At 68.0% G+C, this 18,869-nt stretch carries 11 protein-coding genes; 3 read left to right on the forward strand and 8 right to left on the reverse strand.

All coding sequences use genetic code 11. The features are described from left to right. Positions 1–301: 301 nt before the first annotated feature. The 8 genes from OOZ19_RS29035 to OOZ19_RS29070 form a co-directional block, all read right to left on the reverse strand. The gene (locus tag OOZ19_RS29035) at positions 302–1,195 is read right to left on the reverse strand and encodes a mycobacterial-type methylenetetrahydrofolate reductase (RefSeq protein ID WP_266093361.1); all 894 of its coding nucleotides are present in this window, start codon (positions 1,193–1,195) and stop codon (positions 302–304) included. Positions 1,196–1,443: 248 nt separating this feature from the next. Continuing rightward, on the reverse strand, positions 1,444–2,904 hold the full coding sequence (gene ahcY / locus OOZ19_RS29040) for an adenosylhomocysteinase (protein ID WP_184479430.1): 1,461 nt from the start codon (positions 2,902–2,904) through the stop codon (positions 1,444–1,446). Between the two features lie 121 nt (positions 2,905–3,025). Next, positions 3,026–6,619 (reverse strand): methionine synthase, encoded by a 3,594-nt coding sequence (gene metH / locus OOZ19_RS29045; RefSeq protein WP_266093362.1) that lies wholly within the window; start codon positions 6,617–6,619, stop codon positions 3,026–3,028. A 101-nt stretch (positions 6,620–6,720) separates the two neighbouring features. Next, positions 6,721–7,695, reverse strand: coding sequence for a carbohydrate kinase family protein (locus OOZ19_RS29050; RefSeq protein WP_266093363.1), 975 nt, complete (start codon positions 7,693–7,695; stop codon positions 6,721–6,723). A 142-nt stretch (positions 7,696–7,837) separates the two neighbouring features. After that, positions 7,838–9,040 carry a methionine adenosyltransferase gene (gene metK / locus OOZ19_RS29055; protein ID WP_184479433.1) on the reverse strand — a complete coding sequence of 401 codons (1,203 nt, stop codon included), beginning with the start codon at positions 9,038–9,040 and terminating at the stop codon, positions 7,838–7,840. 133 nt (positions 9,041–9,173) lie between these two features. Further along, positions 9,174–10,883, reverse strand: a complete 1,710-nt coding sequence (locus OOZ19_RS29060; protein ID WP_266093364.1) for a glycine/sarcosine N-methyltransferase — start codon at positions 10,881–10,883, stop codon at positions 9,174–9,176. A 1,134-nt stretch (positions 10,884–12,017) separates the two neighbouring features. Next, positions 12,018–12,680 (reverse strand): MSMEG_1061 family FMN-dependent PPOX-type flavoprotein, encoded by a 663-nt coding sequence (locus OOZ19_RS29065; protein ID WP_266093365.1) that lies wholly within the window; start codon positions 12,678–12,680, stop codon positions 12,018–12,020. Between the two features lie 159 nt (positions 12,681–12,839). Beyond that, positions 12,840–14,564, reverse strand: coding sequence for an AMP-binding protein (locus OOZ19_RS29070; RefSeq protein ID WP_266093366.1), 1,725 nt, complete (start codon positions 14,562–14,564; stop codon positions 12,840–12,842). A 415-nt stretch (positions 14,565–14,979) separates the two neighbouring features. Between OOZ19_RS29070 and OOZ19_RS29075 the strand changes: the two genes are divergently transcribed. The 3 genes from OOZ19_RS29075 to OOZ19_RS29085 all read left to right on the forward strand — a co-directional run bounded on the left by OOZ19_RS29075 (position 14,980) and on the right by OOZ19_RS29085 (position 18,719). After that, entirely contained in the window at positions 14,980–16,716 is a 1,737-nt protein-coding gene (locus OOZ19_RS29075; RefSeq protein WP_266093367.1) for a glycoside hydrolase family 2 protein, read from the forward strand. Between the two features lie 79 nt (positions 16,717–16,795). Next, positions 16,796–17,848 carry an aldose 1-epimerase family protein gene (locus OOZ19_RS29080; protein WP_266093368.1) on the forward strand — a complete coding sequence of 351 codons (1,053 nt, stop codon included), beginning with the start codon at positions 16,796–16,798 and terminating at the stop codon, positions 17,846–17,848. A 31-nt stretch (positions 17,849–17,879) separates the two neighbouring features. Further along, positions 17,880–18,719 carry an alpha/beta fold hydrolase gene (locus tag OOZ19_RS29085; RefSeq protein WP_266093369.1) on the forward strand — a complete coding sequence of 280 codons (840 nt, stop codon included), beginning with the start codon at positions 17,880–17,882 and terminating at the stop codon, positions 18,717–18,719. Positions 18,720–18,869: the final 150 nt, after the last annotated feature.

Below are 18,869 nucleotides of genomic sequence, written 5' to 3' on the forward strand. Positions count from 1 at the left end.
CTGCCACAACGACTTCCTTCCTCGGTCTGCACGAGCAGACCAGACTCGGAAGCCTCCGGACAAACGGGGGAAGCTCAGGTTCTCAGCTGTCTTCTCGCGAGGACAGCTTTTTCCCTCGTGGCGCAGCCACTAGGGAAAAAGATCCCGCAGCGAGAAGACAGCTGAGGTTCCGCCAAACGACCACCAAAACAAAACGAGCCCGACCCCCCCAAACAACAAGAACGGACCGTCCGGTCCAAGGGAGTGGCCGGGCGGTCCGTTCAGTGCGAGGCGATCCGCGATCGCCGGGTGTCGGCGCGGCTCAGGCCGCCTGGGGCTTCGGCGCCCAGTAGTCGATCATCGCGGCGAACACGTCGAACGCCGGCTTCGAGTATCCGTACGGCGCCTCCAGGTGCAGGCTCAGCGGGAAGCCGAGGTCCACCACGCCGTCGATGACGCGCTTGTAGAGGTCGAGCAGCTTCTGCTTGCGCTCCTCGAAGGTGAGGTCGGTGATGCCCGCGATGAACTTCTGCTCCGCCTCCACCGCCGGGTTGCCGGGGTCCTGGATGAGCCAGTCGATGAGCTTGCGGCGGCCTTCGACGCCCGGCACGAAACCGAACGACAGCAGGATCTCCGGGCGGTGCGGCGTCTTGTCCGCGAATTCCTTCAGGAATCCGACGATGGCGTCCGAGTACAGCAGCTGCGTCATGCCGTAGGTGGCGCCGCGCTCGCATTTGAAGTTGAACCGGCCGTGCTCGCCCTCGCGAGTCGGGATGAGGATGGAGCCGCGGTTCGGGACGACGTCCTGGAACTGGGTCAGCGCGTCGGTGGGCGGTAAGCCGCCGCCTTCGCCGTCGGACATGGTGCGCGGCACGCCGACGAACGCGATGCCCTCCATGCCCGCCGCCTGCAGGTCCCGGATGCGGTCGGTGAGCTGCGGCTTGTCCATGAACGCGGTGACCTGGGTGCACAGGCCCTTCACGTCGCCGATCTCCGGGCGCACCGTGTTCCAGAAGTCGATGACGTCCATCTTCGGCTTCATCTCGATCGGACGGTCGTCGTCCTCGGCGATGATGCCGGGAATCATCAGGTGCCCGATGCGGTCGGCGAGCCCGGCGGCGCGGCTGTTCTCGGCCACCTTGCGGCCTTCCTCCACGGCCCTCTCGTGTCCACCGTCGAGGTCGGGCGGTGCCAATTCGAGTGCGATCGTGTCCATGTCGGCCTCAGGTCTTCCTTCCTCGCCGGTCACCGAGCCAGCCCGGCCGCTCCCGCGGGCGGCCGTGAAAGCAGGGACCGTGCAACCGGAAATCGAATTCGAGGGAGGGCGGAAACGAGATCGAACGCGGATTCCCTCGACAGGTCTTCTCGATCGAGAACCGGGGGGGGCGCCACCGCTCGGACCGACCGGTCCGAGCGGTGGCGTGCGACCACCGGTCGCTCAAGCCACGAAGCGTGCTGAGCGGATCAGTAGCGGTAGTGCTCGGGCTTGTACGGCCCGTTCACGTCGACACCGATGTACTCGGCCTGCGCCTTGGTCAGCGTGGTCAGCTTGACGCCGAGCGCGTCCAGGTGCAGCCGGGCCACCTTCTCGTCCAGGTGCTTGGGCAGCACGTAGACGTCCTTGCCGTACTCGCCGGGCTTGGTCCACAGCTCGATCTGCGCCAGCGTCTGGTTGGTGAACGAGTTGGACATCACGAAGCTCGGGTGCCCGGTGGCGTTGCCCAGGTTGAGCAGCCGGCCCTCGGACAGCACCAGGATGGAGTGCCCGTCGGTGAAGGTGAACTCGTGCACCTGCGGCTTGATCTCGACCTTCTTGATGCCCGGGGTCTTCTCCAGGCCGGCCATGTCGATCTCGTTGTCGAAGTGGCCGATGTTGCCCACGATGGCCTGGTGCTTCATCTTCGCCATGTGGTCGGCGGTGATGATGTCGAAGTTGCCGGTCGTGGTGATGAAGATGTCGGCGATCTCGACGACCTCGTCGAGGGTCTTGACCTCGTAGCCCTCCATCGCCGCCTGCAGCGCGCAGATCGGGTCGATCTCGGTGACGATCACGCGAGCGCCCTGGCCGCGCAGCGACTCCGCGGAGCCCTTGCCGACGTCGCCGAAACCGGCGATGACGGCGACCTTGCCGCCGATGAGGGTGTCGGTGGCGCGGTTGATGCCGTCGACCAGCGAGTGCCGGCAGCCGTACTTGTTGTCGAACTTCGACTTCGTCACCGAGTCGTTGACGTTGATCGCCGGGAACAGCAGCTCACCGGAGCGCACCAGCTCGACGAGCTTGTGGACACCGGTGGTGGTCTCCTCGGTGACGCCCTTGATCTCCTTGGCGAGCTTGGTGAAGCGCTGCTTGTCCTTGTCCAGGCTGGCGCGCAGCGTGGACAGGACGACCTTGAACTCCTCCGGGTCGTTGTCCGTGGGCTGCGGCACGGCGCCGGCGGCCTCGAACTCGACGCCCTTGTGGACCAGCAGGGTCGCGTCGCCACCGTCATCGAGGATCATGTTGGCGACCTTGCCGCCGTCGAACTGCCAGAGCTGGTCGGTGCACCACCAGTAGTCCTCCAGCGTCTCGCCCTTCCAGGCGAACACCGGCACGCCCGCGGGCTTGTCCACGGTGCCGTTCTTGCCCACGACGACGGCCGCGGCGGCCTCGTCCTGGGTGGAGAAGATGTTGCAGGACACCCAGCGGACCTCGGCGCCCAGCTCGACCAGCGTCTCGATGAGCACCGCGGTCTGCACCGTCATGTGCAGCGAACCTGCGATCCGCGCGCCCTTGAGCGGCTTGGAGTCCGCATACTCCTTGCGAGTCGCCATCAGACCGGGCATCTCGTGCTCGGCCAGTCGGATCTGGTGCCGGCCGGACTCGGCCAGGCTCAGGTCCGCGACGGCGAACTCGATGCCGTTGGCCTTCTGCAGCTTCGCGCTCATGATTTCCTTTCTAGATTTCCCTGCTCGGGTTTCATCCCTGTCAGGGCGCTTTCCCTGCTCGGGTTTCCGCGGCACGTGCGCGGGCCGCTGATGATCAACCTTACGGCCCGCGCACGTGGCCTCATGTGTTGAAGTACTTCGCCTCGGGGTGGTGGGCGACGATCGCGTCCGTGGACTGCTCCGGGTGCAGCTGGAACTCCTCGGAGAGCTCAACGCCGATCCGCTCGCTCTCCAGCAGCTCCACGATCTTGGCGCGGTCCTCGATCTCCGGGCAGGCGCCGTAGCCGAAGGAGTAGCGGGCCCCGCGGTAGCCGAGCTTGAAGAACTCGGTCACCTCGTTCGGGTCCTCTTCGGACACCGCCCGGCCGCTGGACCACAGCAGTTCCCGCCGGACCCGCCGGTGCCAGTACTCGGCGAGCGCCTCGGTGAGCTGCACGCCCATCCCGTGGATCTCGAGGTAGTCGCGGTAGGAGTTCTTCGCGAACAGCTCGTTGGCGTAGTCGGCGATGGGCTGGCCCATCGTCACCAGCTGCATCGGCAGCACGTCGACCTGGCCGGTCTCCAGCGCCTTCTCCCTGGTGCGGTAGAAGTCGGCGAGGCTGAGCCTGCGGTCGCGCTGCTGGCGCGGGAACGTGAACCGGGTGCGTTCCGCGGCGTCCGGCTCCTCCTTGTCCAGCACGATCACCGAGTTGCCCTCGGTGACGACCGGGAAGTAGCCGTACACCACCGCCGCGTGCTGCAGGATGCCCGCCGTGGCCAGCTCGTCCATCCAGTAGCGCAGCCGCGGCCGGCCTTCGGACTCGACGAGCTCCTCGTAGGACGGGCCCTCGCCCTTCTTGGAGCCGCGCAGGCCCCACTGGCCGAAGAACGTGGCGCGTTCGTCGAGCAGCGCCAGGTAGTCGGCGGTGGGCACGCCCTTGATGACTCTGGAACCCCAGAACGGCGGGGTCGGCACCGGGGCGTCGGCGTCCACGTCGGAGCGGATCGAGTCGTCGTAGAGGTCGGGCAGCGGACCCTGCTCGGCCTTGCGCTTCTCCGCGATGCGCTTGGAACGCTCGTGGCGCTCCTTGCGCTCGGCCTTCTTGGCCTCCTCCGCTTCGTTCACCTCGGGGTTGTCGCCGCGCTTGATGGACATCAGGCGGTCCATCAGGTTCAGGCCCTCGAAGGCGTCCTTCGCGTAGCGCACATCGCCCTGGTAGACCTCGTCGAGATCGTTCTCCACGAAGGACCTGGTCAGCGCCGCGCCGCCGAGCATCACCGGGTACTTCTCCGCGATGCCGCGGGAGTTCATCTCCTGCAGGTTGTCCTTCATGATCACGGTGGACTTCACCAGCAGGCCCGACATGCCGATCACGTCGACCTTGTTCTCGTCCGCGGCCTCGAGGATCGCGTTCACCGGCTGCTTGATGCCGATGTTGACCACGTCGTAGCCGTTGTTGGACACGATGATGTCGACGAGGTTCTTGCCGATGTCGTGCACATCGCCCTTGACCGTCGCCAGCAGCAGCTTGCCCTTGCCGCCGGAGTCGTCCTTCTCCATGTGCGGTTCGAGGTAGGCCACGGCGGCCTTCATCGTCTCCGCGGACTGGAGCACGAACGGCAGCTGCATCTGCCCGGAGCCGAACAGGTCACCGACGACCTTCATGCCCGCCAGCAGGTGCTCGTTGACGATCTGCAGCGGCTTCTTCTCCTGCATGGCCGCTTCGAGGTCGACGTCGAGACCGTTGCGCTCGCCGTCGACGATGCGCTTCTCCAACCGCTCGAACAGCGGCAGCTTCGCCAGCTCCTCCGCGCGGGAGGCACCGGTCGAGGAGGCCGTCTTGCCCTCGAACAGCTGCATCAGCTTCTGCAGCGGGTCGTAGTCCTCGGCGCGCCGGTCGTAGACCAGGTCGAGGGCGACCTCCCGCTGCTCCCCGTCGATCTTGTTCATCGGCAGGATCTTCGAGGCGTTCAGGATCGCCGAGTCCAGCCCGGCCTCGCGGCACTCGTTGAGGAACACCGAGTTCAGCACCTGGCGCGCGGCCGGGTTCAGGCCGAACGACACGTTGGACAGGCCCAGCGTGGTGTTCACCCGCGGGTGGCGGCGCTTGAGCTCCCGGATGGCCTCGATGGTCTCGATGCCGTCCCGGCGCACCTCCTCCTGACCGGTGGTGATCGGGAAGACCAGGCAGTCGATGATGATCGCCGACTCGTCCAGGCCCCAGGTGCCGGTGATCTCGGCGATGAGGCGCTCCGCGATCCGCAGCTTCCACTCCGCGGTGCGGGCCTGGCCCTCCTCGTCGATGCACAGCGCGACGACGGTGGCGCCGTGCTCGCGCACCATCGCCATCACCTTCTGGAACCGCGAGTCCGGCCCGTCGCCGTCCTCGTAGTTCACCGAGTTCACCGCGCAACGCCCGCCGAGGTGCTCCAGGCCCGCCTGGATCACGTTCGCCTCGGTGGAGTCGACCATGATCGGCAGCGTCGAGGCGGTGGCAAGCCGGCTGGCCAGCTCGCGCATGTCCTCGGCGCCGTCGCGGCCCACGTAGTCCACGCACAGGTCGAGCATGTGCGCGCCCTCGCGGGTCTGGGCCTTGGCGATCTCCACGCAGTCGTCGTAGCGGCCGTCGAGCATCGCCTCGCGGAACTTCTTGGACCCGTTGGTGTTGGTCCGCTCGCCGACGTTGAGGATGCTCGCGTCCTGCTGGAACGGCACCGCCTGGTACACCGAGGACACCGACGGGACGATCTCCGGGGTGCGCGCCTGCGGGGTGAGCGAGGCGACGGCCTCGGAGACCGCGCGCACGTGCTCACCGGTGGTGCCGCAGCAGCCGCCGACCAACCGCGCGCCGAAGTCGTTGACGAAGCCGACCAGCGCCTGCGCCAGCTCGTCCGGCTGCAGCGGGTACACCGCTCCGTTCGGCCCGAGCTCCGGCAGGCCCGCGTTCGGCATCACCGAGATCGGCACGTTCGCGTGCTGCGCGAGCACCCGCAGGTGCTCGCTCATCTCGGCGGGACCGGTCGCGCAGTTCATGCCGATCAGGTCGATGCCCAGCGGCTCCAGCGCCGTGAGCGCAGCGCCGATCTCGGACCCGACCAGCATCGTGCCGGTCTGCTCGACGGTGACCTGCGCGATGATCGGCAGCCAGCGGCCGGTCTGCTCCATCGCGCGCTTGGCTGCCACGACGGCCGCCTTGGTCTGCAACAGGTCCTGGGAGGTCTCCACCAGGACCACGTCGATGCCGCCGTCGATCATGCCCAGCACGTTCTCGACGTAGGCGTCCCGCAGGTCCGCGTACGGCGCGTGACCCAGCGTGGGCAGCTTGGTGCCCGGCCCCATCGAGCCCAGCACGAACCGCGGCTTGTCCTTCGTGGAGAACTCGTCGGCGGCCTCCCTTGCCAGCCGGGCGCCCTTCTCCGCCAGGTCCCGGATGCGCTCCGGGATGCCGTACTCGCCGAGGTTGGCGAGGTTCGTGCCGAACGTGTTCGATTCGATCGCGTCCGAACCGGCTTCCAAGAACCCGCGGTACACCCCGGAGACCACGTCCGGACGGGTCTCGTTGAGGATCTCGTTGCAGCCTTCGAGGTTCGCGAAGTCGTCCAACGACAGGTCGTAGGCCTGCAACGCGGTACCCATGCCGCCGTCCGCGACGAGCACGCGCTCGTTGAGCGCGGTCAGGAACCCGCTCGGGTCGCGCCCCGAGCCGGTATCGCCGTTCGTGTTGACCCCATTCATGTCGCTGCCTCTTCCCACGCTTGCCTGCGCCACGCCCGATACCCCAAGTGTGCTCGCCGGGGGTGGCGCCGGGCTCTCGCCCCCGGCGCCACCCCCGGAACTCAGCGCAGCTTCGAACCGATCTCGGCGGCGGCGGTGTCGCCGTACGCCTCACCGATGCGCGCGAGGAACGACTCGCGCTCGACGTCGTACTCCTGCGGCCCGTCGGTCTCCAGCGAGACGGTCGCCAGCGTGCAGCCGAGCTGCAAGGCCCGCTCCACGCCCAGCCCGCCGGACAGACCGGAGAGGAACCCGGCGCGCAACGCGTCGCCGACCCCCGTCGGGTCGCCCTTCTGCTTCTCCTTGGGCGGCTGCACCTCGAAGGTCGGGGCCGATGCCGACTCGACCTTGAGGCCCTTCGCGCCCAGCGACGTGACCCAGCTGCCGACCTCGGCCAGGACCTCGTCGTGGCTCCAGCCGGTGCTCTGCAGCAGCAGGCTGTGCTCGTACTCGTTCGTGAACAGGTACTCCGCGCCGCGAACCAGCTCGCGGACCGACTCGCCGTCCATCCGGGCAAGCTGCTGGCCCGGGTCGGCGAGGAACTTGTACCCGCGCTCCCGGCATTCCTTGGTGTACTTCACCATCGCGTCCGGGTCGTTCGCCGAGACCACCACGAGGTCGAGCCCGCCGACGCGGTCGGCGACCGACTTGAGCTCGATCTCCGCGGCCTCGGTCATGGCACCCGGGTAGAACGAGGCGATCTGGTTGAAGTCCTGGTCGGTGGTGCACAGGAACCGGGACGTGTGCTTGGTCTCCGAGACGCGCACCGAAGCGGTGTCCACGCCGTGACGCTCCAGCCACGTCCGGTATTCCTCGAAGTCCTGCCCGACCGCGCCCACCAGCAGCGAGGTGACGCCGAGCTTGCCGAGCCCGAAGGTGATGTTGGCCGCGACCCCGCCGCGACGCACCTCCAGCTCGTCGACCAGGAACGACAGGGACACCGATTCGAGCTGATCGGCGATCAGCTGCTCGGCGATCCTGCCGGGGAAGGACATCAGGTGGTCGGTGGCGATCGACCCGGTCACCGCAATCCGCACTGCAACAACTCCTTATCGGCCGGCCGGCGACATCGTCGGCCACCGGCCCCAAGAACTTCTCGATACCTGGCCCGCACCGGGCCGCGGGGCGTGGCCTCGCCACGCCCCGCGACAGCCCGTGCGAACGTCCGCATGTGCTCGATCAGATACCGGCGGCGGCCTTGAGCGCCTCGGCACGATCGGTGTTCTCCCACGGCAGGTTCACGTCGCTGCGGCCGAAGTGGCCGTAGGCGGCGGTCTGCGCGTAGATCGGACGCAGCAGGTCCAGGTCCCGGATGATCGCGGCGGGACGCAGGTCGAACACCTCGTTGATCGCGGCCTGGATCTTGACCGGGTCCACGTTCTCGGTGCCGAAGGTCTCCACGAACAGCCCGACCGGAGCGGCCTTGCCGATCGCGTAGGCGACCTGCACCTCGATGCGGCCGGCCAGCCCGGCGGCCACCGCGTTCTTCGCCACCCAGCGGGTCGCGTAGGCCGCGGAGCGGTCCACCTTCGACGGGTCCTTGCCGGAGAAGGCGCCGCCACCGTGGCGGGCCATGCCACCGTAGGTGTCGACGATGATCTTCCGGCCGGTCAGGCCCGCGTCGCCCATCGGGCCACCGACGACGAACCGACCGGTCGGGTTGATCAACACCCGCGAGTCGGTGGTGTCCAGGCCGACCCGCTCCAGTTCCGGAGCGATGACCTTCTCGTTGATGTCCTTGGACAGCGTCTTGTCGAGGTCGATCTCCTCGGCGTGCTGGGTCGAGAGCACGACGGTGTCCAAGCGGACCGGCTGGTCACCGGCGTACTCGATGGTGACCTGCGTCTTGCCGTCGGCGCGCAGGTACGGCAGCGTGCCGTCCTTGCGGACCTCGGTCAGGCGACGCGACAGGCGGTGCGCGAGCGTGATCGGCAGCGGCGCGAGCTCGTCGGTGTCGTTGCAGGCGTAGCCGAACATCAGGCCCTGGTCGCCGGCGCCCTGCTTGGCGATCTCGTCGATGACGCCCTCGACCCGGCTCTCGTGCGCGGTGTCCACGCCCTGGCCGATGTCCGGGGACTGCGCGCCGATCGCGATGTTCACGCCGCAAGAGTTGCCGTCGAAGCCCTTGGCCGACGAGTCGTAGCCGATCTCAAGGATCTTCTCCCGCACGATGGACGGGATGTCGACGTAGGCGCTGGTGGTGACCTCACCGGCCACGTGCACCTGGCCGGTCGTCACCAGCGTCTCCACCGCGACGCGGGACCGCGGGTCCTGCGCGAGCATTGCGTCCAGCACGGAGTCGCTGATCGCGTCGCAGATCTTGTCAGGGTGACCTTCGGTCACCGACTCGCTGGTGAACAACCTGCGGTTGATCTCACTCACGGCTCAACCTCACCTCTCAGCTTCTTTGGCGGCTTCGATCCTTGCGTACGAGCAGCAGTAATGTCATGAGTGTCCACTCACTGACACGCCCGCCATCCGGCCCAGCGGGACCGGCCGTACGCATCACTGATGATCATGCACGGGCGTGGATGATGCCCCATGCCAGGCTTCCGCCGTTACCGGACTCCACCCAGGCACGCAGGCCACGCTTCATCTTGGTGCGATATTCCTCACTGATCCGGTCGGACAGTTCGGACTCGCGGGCTTCGAGCACCTCGAGCACCCGCTGGTAGTGCACCGGCAGGTACGAGCTGAGGTCCTCGAAGTCGATCGTCTGCAGGCCCAGCCGAGCCAGTTCGCGCCGGTAGAAGCCGGGCGAACCCATAGTGTCCAGGCTCAGCCGGTCCAGGATCGGACCCAGGTCCTGTTTGCGGGCGTTGTCGGCTGCCATCGGGTCGGTGAACACGAACGAACCGCCCTTGCTCAGGACCCGCGTCACCTCTTCCAGCACCCGCTCGCGGTCCCCGCTGTGCAGGATGGCGTCCTGCGACCAGACCAGGTCGAAGGCGTTGTCCTGGAACGGGATGTCCTCGAAGGAACCGTCCTTGACCTCGATCAGGTCGTCGAGGCCCGCCGCCCGGTTGAACTCGACGTTGCGGGCGTTCTCGACCTCGCTGAGGTTCAGGCAGGCGACCTTGCAGCCGTAGGTCTTGGCCAGGTAGCGCGCCGCACCACCGTATCCGGCACCGATGTCCAGGATCCGGGTCTCCGGCGTGATCTCGACCTTGGCCGCCATGCGCTCGACGGTGCGTCGCGAGGCGGCGTCGATGTCCTCGTCCGGGGTGCTGTAGAGGCCGACGTGAATGTCGTTGCCGCCCCAGACGTGGTAGTAGAAATTGTCCGCGTCTTCGGAGTTGTAGTAGTCGCGGGCCGTGTGCACCGCGGTCGAGTACACGTCGGACAGCTCGTCCTCGGTGCGGTAGTTCTTCTCCGCGACGTGAATGTAGAAGTCCGGGTCCTGGTCCGCGTACGTTTCCTGGAAATCGCCGTAGGTGTCGATTCGCTGGAATCCGACCTCGCGCAGCAGGCGCCGAACGTAATTCTTCCGCAACGGGTACATGTTGAGGAAGAATTCGCTCTTGTCCGGGAAGGTGTACTTGAATCGGGCCAGGCCCTCGTCCACGTGGTCCGGCTCCGCGGACACGTCCTCACCGGCGTAGTAGTACGTGTGCTTGCTGGAGAATCCGTCGTCCAGGATCGCGTCGTAGTTGCGCTGGTCGATGATCAGAACGCCGTCGTGCTTGAGCATGGCGTAGAACTCGGCCAGGGCCTTGCGCCGGTCGCGCTCGGAGAACAGGTGCGTGAACGAGTTGCCCAGGCAGATGATCGCGTCGTACTCGCCGTGGACGTCGCGGTTGAGCCAGCGCCAGTCGGCGTGCACGACGCGCAGGATGTGCCCGCCGTAGGTCAGGCCGTTGCGGAAGGCCTGGGCCAGCATCTGCGGGCTGCCATCGGCGCTGACCGTCTCGAAGCCCTCTTCGAGCAGCCGCACCGAGTGGAAACCGGTACCGGTGGCCACGTCCAGGACGGACTCCACACCACGGGCTTTGAGCTGGTCGATGAAGAACCGGCCCTCGCTCTCGTAGCGCTTCTTCCAGTCGATCAGATCGTCCCACTTGTCGACGAATCCACCGACGTACTCGTGCGTGTAATGGTCGGATTCGCGCACTTCCAACGGGTTGTCGCCGAAGACCTGCTCCTCACGGGCGACCAGTTCGGCCGCGTCCTCGGCCACACCGTTGCGTTCGCCGTGCTGCGCCAGGTCGTCCACGCTCTTGGCCATACTTCACTCCCACCACTCGCGTTGGTCATGCGCCTCATGCACCACTCAGGTCCGCGCGAATCCGCCCCGAGATCAACTCGTAGGTCGTGCGGGGTCGCCAATCGAATAAGGCGACACCTGCGCACCGGCGTGGGCGGCCGAAGAACTCAGGCCGCGCACCTGCACCAGCGCTCGCACTCAGTCAGCCCCATTGCCGACCGGGTTCGACGCGAATTCGTGCGTCGAGTAACCAAACTATGCGAATGAGTTGCCGAAGCAAGCGTACAAGAGTGTGACACTGATCACAGCAATGGGATATATGCGTGATTCGGATCGTCACCCTGGGTGAAAAAATGCGCCGCTACCAGCGTTTTTTCCGACCATTTTTCAGACGTGTCACGATCGCATAAGTGCACCGCAGCGCCGATGTGTGTATGATCGCGTACGCAGCACTTACCATGACAACATTGAATAACGCAACCGCGAATGCCTACAAAACCGATCACGGGAGGCTCGCGGGGTGATACCGATTTCCCTTTTTCGCTCGGGAGATCGATCCGGGGGCTCAGGATGTTACGATGCCCGCCCCCGCTGCGCCAGACTTGGGTGGAAATTCCCGGGAGGATCCCTAGTGGACCCCCTCCCGACCAGGCCCTCCGGGCCACACGGGGGGACTGCCCCGGGCGCCGGCCCGCCCCCTCGGCCACGCGCTCCGACCTGCACCGGGAACCGAGAACGGGATTCGCGGGACCGGCTTTTCTCGTCTTCGCACAACGCGCGAATGATGGAATTCATTCCGCCATTTCATGAACCGCGATTCGTCGGCGGACGGCGCTCGTCCGGTACCGGTGAGCGGCGAGGGCACCTGTCACCCACCGGCCGCGGAACGCCCGCCCCCGAGGCGATCACCGCTGCGGAGACAAGTCTCACCGCACCGCGAGGATTCGCAGCGCACGAACCCAGGGTCGATCTCCGACTCCCCCCGGTGACCGGGCGGACGCCGTCGGCGCGGGGCGTGGTCGCGCCCGGGTGGGCATCGCCACCGCCCGACGCGGGCCCGGTCGAAGGCGTGACGACATCAAGCGACGAGAGGCGGCGGCCCGTTCGCCCCCGAGCGGCCCCCTCGCCGCCCGGGGGCGGCGACCGCGGTATCAGCTACCGGCGCCAGCGCGCGTCCAGCTTCAGAGCGGCGTTGAGGACGCGCTCCGGCACCTTCGCGCCCGCTTGGCTCTTCGCGATGCGGCCGGCGCTGGGCACCGACTCCCGATCCGGCCAGCGCGCCGGGTCCCACAGCGAGGAGCGCAGGAACGCCTTCGCGCAGTGCAGGAACAGCTCGTCGATCCGCACCGAGATGGCCAGGTCCGGCCGCTTGCCCTCGACCTCGAGGCGTTCGAAGTACGGCGCTTCCCGCACGATCGTCGCCGTGCCGTTCACCCGCAGCGTGTCGTTGACACCGGGAACCATGAACAACATCCCCACCTGCGGGTGCCGGAGGATGTTGTGCAGGCTGTCCAGCCGCCGGTTGCCCGGGCGGTCGGCGAACACCAGCGTCCGGCCCTCGTCCTCCACCAGCACGCCGCCCGCCGGGTCACCCCGGGGCGAGACGTCCAGGGAACCGTCGGAGGACGTCGTCGCCAGCAGGAAGAAGGGCGAGGCCGACAAGAACAGGCAGGACTGCTCGTCGACCCGGTCGATCGACTTTTCCGCGATCGCGGGATGCGGTTCCTTCACGAGTTCCCGCAACTCGGCATCCGAGCTCACCGCGGCGATCCCGGTCGTCTCGTCGTGCACGCGCCCCCACCATCCTGTTTCGACCACCCGACCATTTTTGATTAGGCTAGCCTAACTCGATCGGAGGTCGACTTCCCCGGCCAGCCGACGGCAGCACCCGAGGCGACCGAAAAAGCGGACCGACCGCCCGTGGAGATCGGGCGATCGGTCCGTTCGAACAACGACGAGATCCACGCGGAACCGCCGTCAGGATTTGAGGTCGGGGAAGTCCTCCTCGCGGTACTCGCCCGCCGGGGACGGATCCTCGTGGATCTCCACTTCGCGAGTGCGCAACTGCACCCGCCGGATCTTCCCGGAGATCGTCTTGGGCAGGTCGGTGAATTCGAGGCGGCGGATCCGCTTGTACGGCGCCAGGTGCTCCCGCGCGAACCGCAGGATCGCCAGCGCCGTGCCATCGGACGGTTCCCACCCCTGCGCGAGCACCACGTACGCCTTCGGCACCGCGAGCCTGATCGGGTCCGGCGAGGGGACCACCGCGGCCTCGGCGACCGCCTCGTGCTCCAGCAGCACGCTCTCCAGCTCGAACGGCGAGATCCGGTAGTCCGAGGCCTTGAACACGTCGTCGGTGCGGCCGACGTAGGTGATGTAGCCGTCCTCGTCCACCGATCCGACGTCGCCGGTGTGGTAGTAGCCGCCGCGCAGCACCTCGGCGTTGCGGTCGGCGTCGTCGGCGTAGCCGGTCATCAGGCCGACCGGGCGCGGATCGACGCGCAGGCAGATCTCGCCCTCGGTGGCCTCCTCCCCGCTGGCGGGATCGACCAGGGCGACCTCGAAACCGGGCAGCGCCCGGCCCATCGAACCCGGTTTGAGCTCCTGCCCGGGGGTGTTCGCCACCTGGACGCTGGTCTCGGTCTGGCCGAAGCCGTCCCGGATGGTGACTCCCCACGCCCGGCGAACCTGCTCGACGATCTCCGGGTTCAGGGGTTCACCTGCGCCCACGACCTTGTTCGGCGGCGTCGCCAGCCCGGTGAGGTCGGCCTGGATGAGCATCCGCCACACCGTCGGCGGCGCGCAGAAGCTCGTCACCTCGCAGCGCTGCATCTCGCGCAGCAGCGCGAGCGCGTCGAAGCGCTCGTAGTTGTAGAGGAACACCGTCGCCTCGGCGTTCCACGGCGCGAACACGTTGCTCCACGCGTGCTTCGCCCACCCCGGCGAGGAGATGTTCAAGTGCACGTCGCCCGGTTCCAGCCCGATCCAGTACATCGTGGACAGATGCCCGACCGGGTAGGAGACGTGGGTGTGCTCGACCAGCTTGGGCTTCGCGGTGGTGCCCGAGGTGAAGTAGAGCAGCAGCGGATCCTCGGCCCGGGTCGCGGCGTCCGGCTCGAACGCCGTCGCGGCACCCGCGCTGTCCGAATAGGACTCCCAGCCGTCCGCGCCGCCCACGGCGATCCGGGTGTAGTCGCCCGGCACGTCCTCGAACTTGGCGGTGTGCGCCGAGGACGTCACGACGTGGCGGGCGGCGCCGCGATCCACCCGGTCGCGCAGGTCCTCCGGCCCGAGCAGCGGCGTCGCGGGGATGATGACCGCACCGAGCTTCATCGCCGCGAGGATCGTCTCCCACAGCTCCACCTGGTTGCCGAGCATCAGGATCAACCGGTCCCCGCGGGACACCCCGAGTCCGCGCAGCCAGTTCGCGACCTGGTTCGAGCGGCGCGTCAGGTCGGAGAACGTCAGCTTCTGCTCGCTACCGTCGGCTTCGACGATCCACAGCGCGATGCGGTCCTCGCGGTCGGCGATGGTGTCGAACCAGTCCAGCGCCCAGTTGAACTCGGCCGGGCGCGGCCAGCGGAACTCGGCGCGGGCCGCGGCGTAGTCCTCCCGCTTGCTCAGCAGCAGATCTCGCGCTGCGAGGAACTCCGCTCCGCCCGGTCCTGCGGCGACTCGGCCGCTCTCCGCTTGCTGGGCCATGTCGGCGTCCCTCCTCGACTCCGGCGGCGGGGATTCAGCGCTTCGCACGGTCCGGCTCGGACCGCACGCGATGCGCCGGACCAACCTAACCGGCACACCCGATCAGATCCATGGCGTTGCTCCGATGCGCGGGCATTCGGGTGGTGCCGTTGACTTCGCGTGTGGTTGTGGTCACTGTTGTTGCTTGTTGTGGTTTCGCATTCGTCCTGATTTCCCGGCTCGACGCCGGGAACTCCCGACCTTCAGCACTGGGCCTGGACCTGACCTGCTGGAAGCGGTTCGGTGCCTGCCCCGTCCCACTGGTTCGAATCCACCAGGAGGCCACGTGCACCGTCGCGCGTTGACCCGCCGCCCACTACTCCGATTCCGCGTCGGTGCTCTGATCGGCGCCGCTTCGCTCGCTACCGTGATCGGCATGCCCGCTCAGGCGTCCCCGTCCGCATGGAAACCGCAGGACCCACCGCTGGCGACCCGGTGGACCGACCAGGTCGGACCGGACAACGCACTGCCCGAATACCCCCGCCCGCAGCTCACGCGCGAACGCTGGCAGAACCTCAACGGCCTCTGGGACTTCGCCGGTGCCGACGCTCCCCCATCGGAGACCTCCGAGCAGATCCTGGTGCCCTACCCGCCGGAATCCGGTCTGTCCGGCATCCAGCGCCACGACGACCACCTGCGCTACGAGCGCACCTTCGAGGTGCCCGCCGACTGGGCAGGGCAGCGGCTGCTGCTGCACTTCGGCGCGGTCGACCAGAAGGCGACGGTCAGCGTCAACGGCCAGGAGGTCGCCACCCACGAAGGCGGGTTCACCGCGTTCAGCGCGGACATCACCGACGCCGTCACCGGTAGCGGCCCGCAGCAGCTGACCGTCGCGGTCGAGGACCGCAACGACGCGAACCCCTACCCGGTCGGCAAGCAGCGCAACGAGCCCGGCGGCATCTTCTACACCGGCGCCTCCGGCATCTGGCAGACCGTCTGGATGGAACCGGTTCCGGAATCGCACATCACCCGCCTGCGCTCCACCCCGGACCTCGACTCGAGCAGCCTCATCGTGAACGCCGCCTCCTCGCAGGGCGGGCAGGTCGAGGCCGTGCTCAGCGAACCGGGCGGCGGCGAGGTCGCGCGCACCACCGGGCCCGCCGGCGAAGACGTGCGCCTGGACGTGCCGGACCCGCACCTGTGGTCGCCGGACGACCCGTTCCTCTACGACCTCACGGTGCGCCTGCTCGACGCGGACGGGCAGCCGGTCGACGAGGTCGGCAGCTACGCCGGGATGCGCTCCATCGGACTGGTCGACGACGATCAGGGCAGGCCGCGGCTGGCGCTCAACGGCGAGATCCTCTTCCAGCACGGTCCGCTGGACCAGGGCTACTGGCCGGACGGCATCTTCACCGCGCCCACCGACGAGGCGCTGCGGTTCGACCTGGAGCAGACCAAGGAACTCGGCTTCAACATGGTCCGCAAGCACATCAAGGTGGAACCGGCTCGCTGGTACCACCACGCGGACCGGCTCGGTCTGCTCGTGTGGCAGGACGTGCCCGCCCTCGTCAACGGCCAGACCCCCGGCGATGAGGCGAAGGCGAACTTCGAGGCCGAGACCGCCGAGATGATCGACCAGCTCGGCAGCTCGCCGTCGATCGTGACGTGGGTGCCGTTCAACGAGGGCTGGGGCGAGTTCGACACCGCTCGCGTCGCCGAGCAGGTCCAAGCCCAGGACCCGTCCAGGTTGGTCAACCCCGCCAGCGGCGTGAACTGCTGCGACTCGTTGCCGGACACGGGAGCCGGGCACATCTACGACGACCACACCTACGTCGGTCCGGGCGCCCCGGACGTCACCGGCGACCGCGCCTCGGTGGACGGCGAGTACGGCGGGCTGGGCCTCGTCGAGGACGGCCACCTGTGGCCCGGTGAGCCCTCGTCGTACGAGATCGTCGAGACCCGCGAGGACCTGACCCGCCGCTACCAGGAGGTGCACGACGCCCTGGTACGCATCATCGGCGAGAAGGGGATCTCCGCCTCGGTCTACACGCAGACGACCGACGTGGAGAACGAGGTGAACGGCTTCTTCACCTACGACCGCGAGATCCTCAAGCCCGATCTGGAAGCGGTCCGCGCCGCGAACCAGGCAGTGATCGACGCGGGCAACCCGTAATCGCAGCCGCCCCCGGCCGGTCCCGCACCGGCCGGGGGTCTCCGTCGCAACAGGACTTCCCGCAACTAGGAGGACAACGATGTCCGGTGAGCACGTCTCGTCCCGCAAGTGGAGCAGGCGAACGCTGGGTGGTGCGGCGTTGGCCGCGGCGGGAACGGCGGGACTCACCGCCGCCGGCATGTCCGCGACCGGGCAGCGGCGGGCGAACGCGGAGCCTTCCGGTGCTTCGCTGCACGGCAGGCTCTACGAGCTGCGCTCCGGCAGCCACAGCGCCGTGGTGGCTGGCGTCGCGGCGACCTTGCTGTCCTGGCAGGTCGACGGGACCGAGATGCTGCTGACGCACGCGGCCGACGAGCTCGGCGAGGGCTGGCAGGGCAAAACCCTGCTGCCGTGGGCGAATCGCATCGACCAGGGGCGCTACGAGTTCGGCGGCGAGCAGTTGCAGGTGCCGATCAACGAACCGGAGCGGGAGTCGGCGCTGCACGGGCTGATGGGCTTCACCGAGTGGACTCCGGTCGAGCACCGGCGCGACCGGGTCGTGCTGGAACACGTGCTGCACCCGCACTACGGCTACCCGTTCCAGCTGGCGTTCCGCATCGAGTTCGCGTTGGAGGGCAACGGGATTCGCAGCACGCTGTCGGCCCGCAACATCGGGAAGCACGACGCGCCGTTCGCCACCGCCAACCACACCTACCTGGCTGCCGGGACGGGCAGCATCGACGACATCGTCTTCGAACTTCCCGCGAGCACCTACTACCTGACCAACGATCGGCTGATCCCCACCGGCACTGCCCCGGTGGAGGGCGGCGAGTTCGACTACCGCACCGCACGGCCGATCGGCGCGACCGTGATGGACACCGCGTTCACCGACCTGGACCGGGACGCCGAGGGCACCGCGACCATCCGATTCGGACTGTCCGACGGGAGCCAGGTGGAGCTGTGGGTGGACCGCACTCACGGCTACCTCCAGGTTTACACCGACGATTCCCCGGAGGCGGACCGCCCGGCACGCTCCGGCATCACCGTGGAACCGATGACGTGCGCCCCCAACGCTTTCGTCACAGGTGACGGATTGATCGTGCTCCGCCCTGGCGAGACCCACGAGGGCTCTTGGGGCTACCGCACGCCCTGACAAGATCAACACCAGGGCTTAAGGTGCGGGGGTGGCCGACTACATCGAGATCCCCACCCCCGCAGGCACCTTCGACGCGCTGAGCGCGGGCGACGAGGGCGACCGGCCGGTGCTGCTCCTGCACGGGTTCCCGCAAGCCGCCATCGAGTGGCGGGAGCAGCTCGCGGTGCTCGGCGGTGCCGGATGCCACGCGGTGGCCCCTGATCAGCGCGGCTACTCCCCCGGCGTGCGCCCCACCGAGGTCGCCGACTACCGGATGGAGGAGCTGGTCTCCGACGTGCTCGCGATCGCGGACCAGCTCGGCTGGTCGCGGTTCGACCTGGTCGGCCACGACTGGGGCGCCGCCGTCGCGTGGTCGGTCGCGGCGGCCCACCCGGACCGCGTCAAGTCGCTCACCGCGGTCTCCGTCCCGCACCTGGACGCCTTCGCCCGCGCCCTGCGCGAGGACGAGGACCAGCAGCGGCGCTCCGAGTACATGCAGGTGTTCCGCCGGTCCGGCTCCGACAAGCTGCTGCTGGAGGACGGGGCGCGGCGGCTGCGGCGGATGTACGAGCACAAGATCCCCGAGCACCACGTCGAGGAGTACGTGCAGCGGTTCAGCGAGCCGGGCGCGCTGGACGCCGCGCTGAACTGGTACCGCGCGTCGAAGCTCACCGAAGCCATCGGCCCGATCCAGGTGCCGACACTCTACGTGTGGAGCACCGACGACGGCGCCCTCGGCTCGACCGCCGCGCTGGCCACCGGCAACCACGTCACCGCCGACTACCGCTTCGAGATGATCGAAGACGTCTCCCACTGGGTACCGGAACAGGCCTCGGAAGACCTGACCCGAGTCCTCCTGGAACACCTCATCGCCCACCAGGACGCCTGAGGATCACAGCGCGCGGATCCCGCCCACTGATCTTTCGGTCGTTGTCCTGTCAGCGGCGGAGCCGCTGCGCGGTGACCAGCTCGAGCAGGGTGACCACCGGCGGGTTCGCAACGGCTTCCCCGCGAGGACAGCGATCTCGCCGTGCCTCGG

It is taken from the genome of Saccharopolyspora sp. NFXS83 (genome assembly GCF_026241095.1).
GTDB lineage: Bacteria > Actinomycetota > Actinomycetes > Mycobacteriales > Pseudonocardiaceae > Saccharopolyspora_C.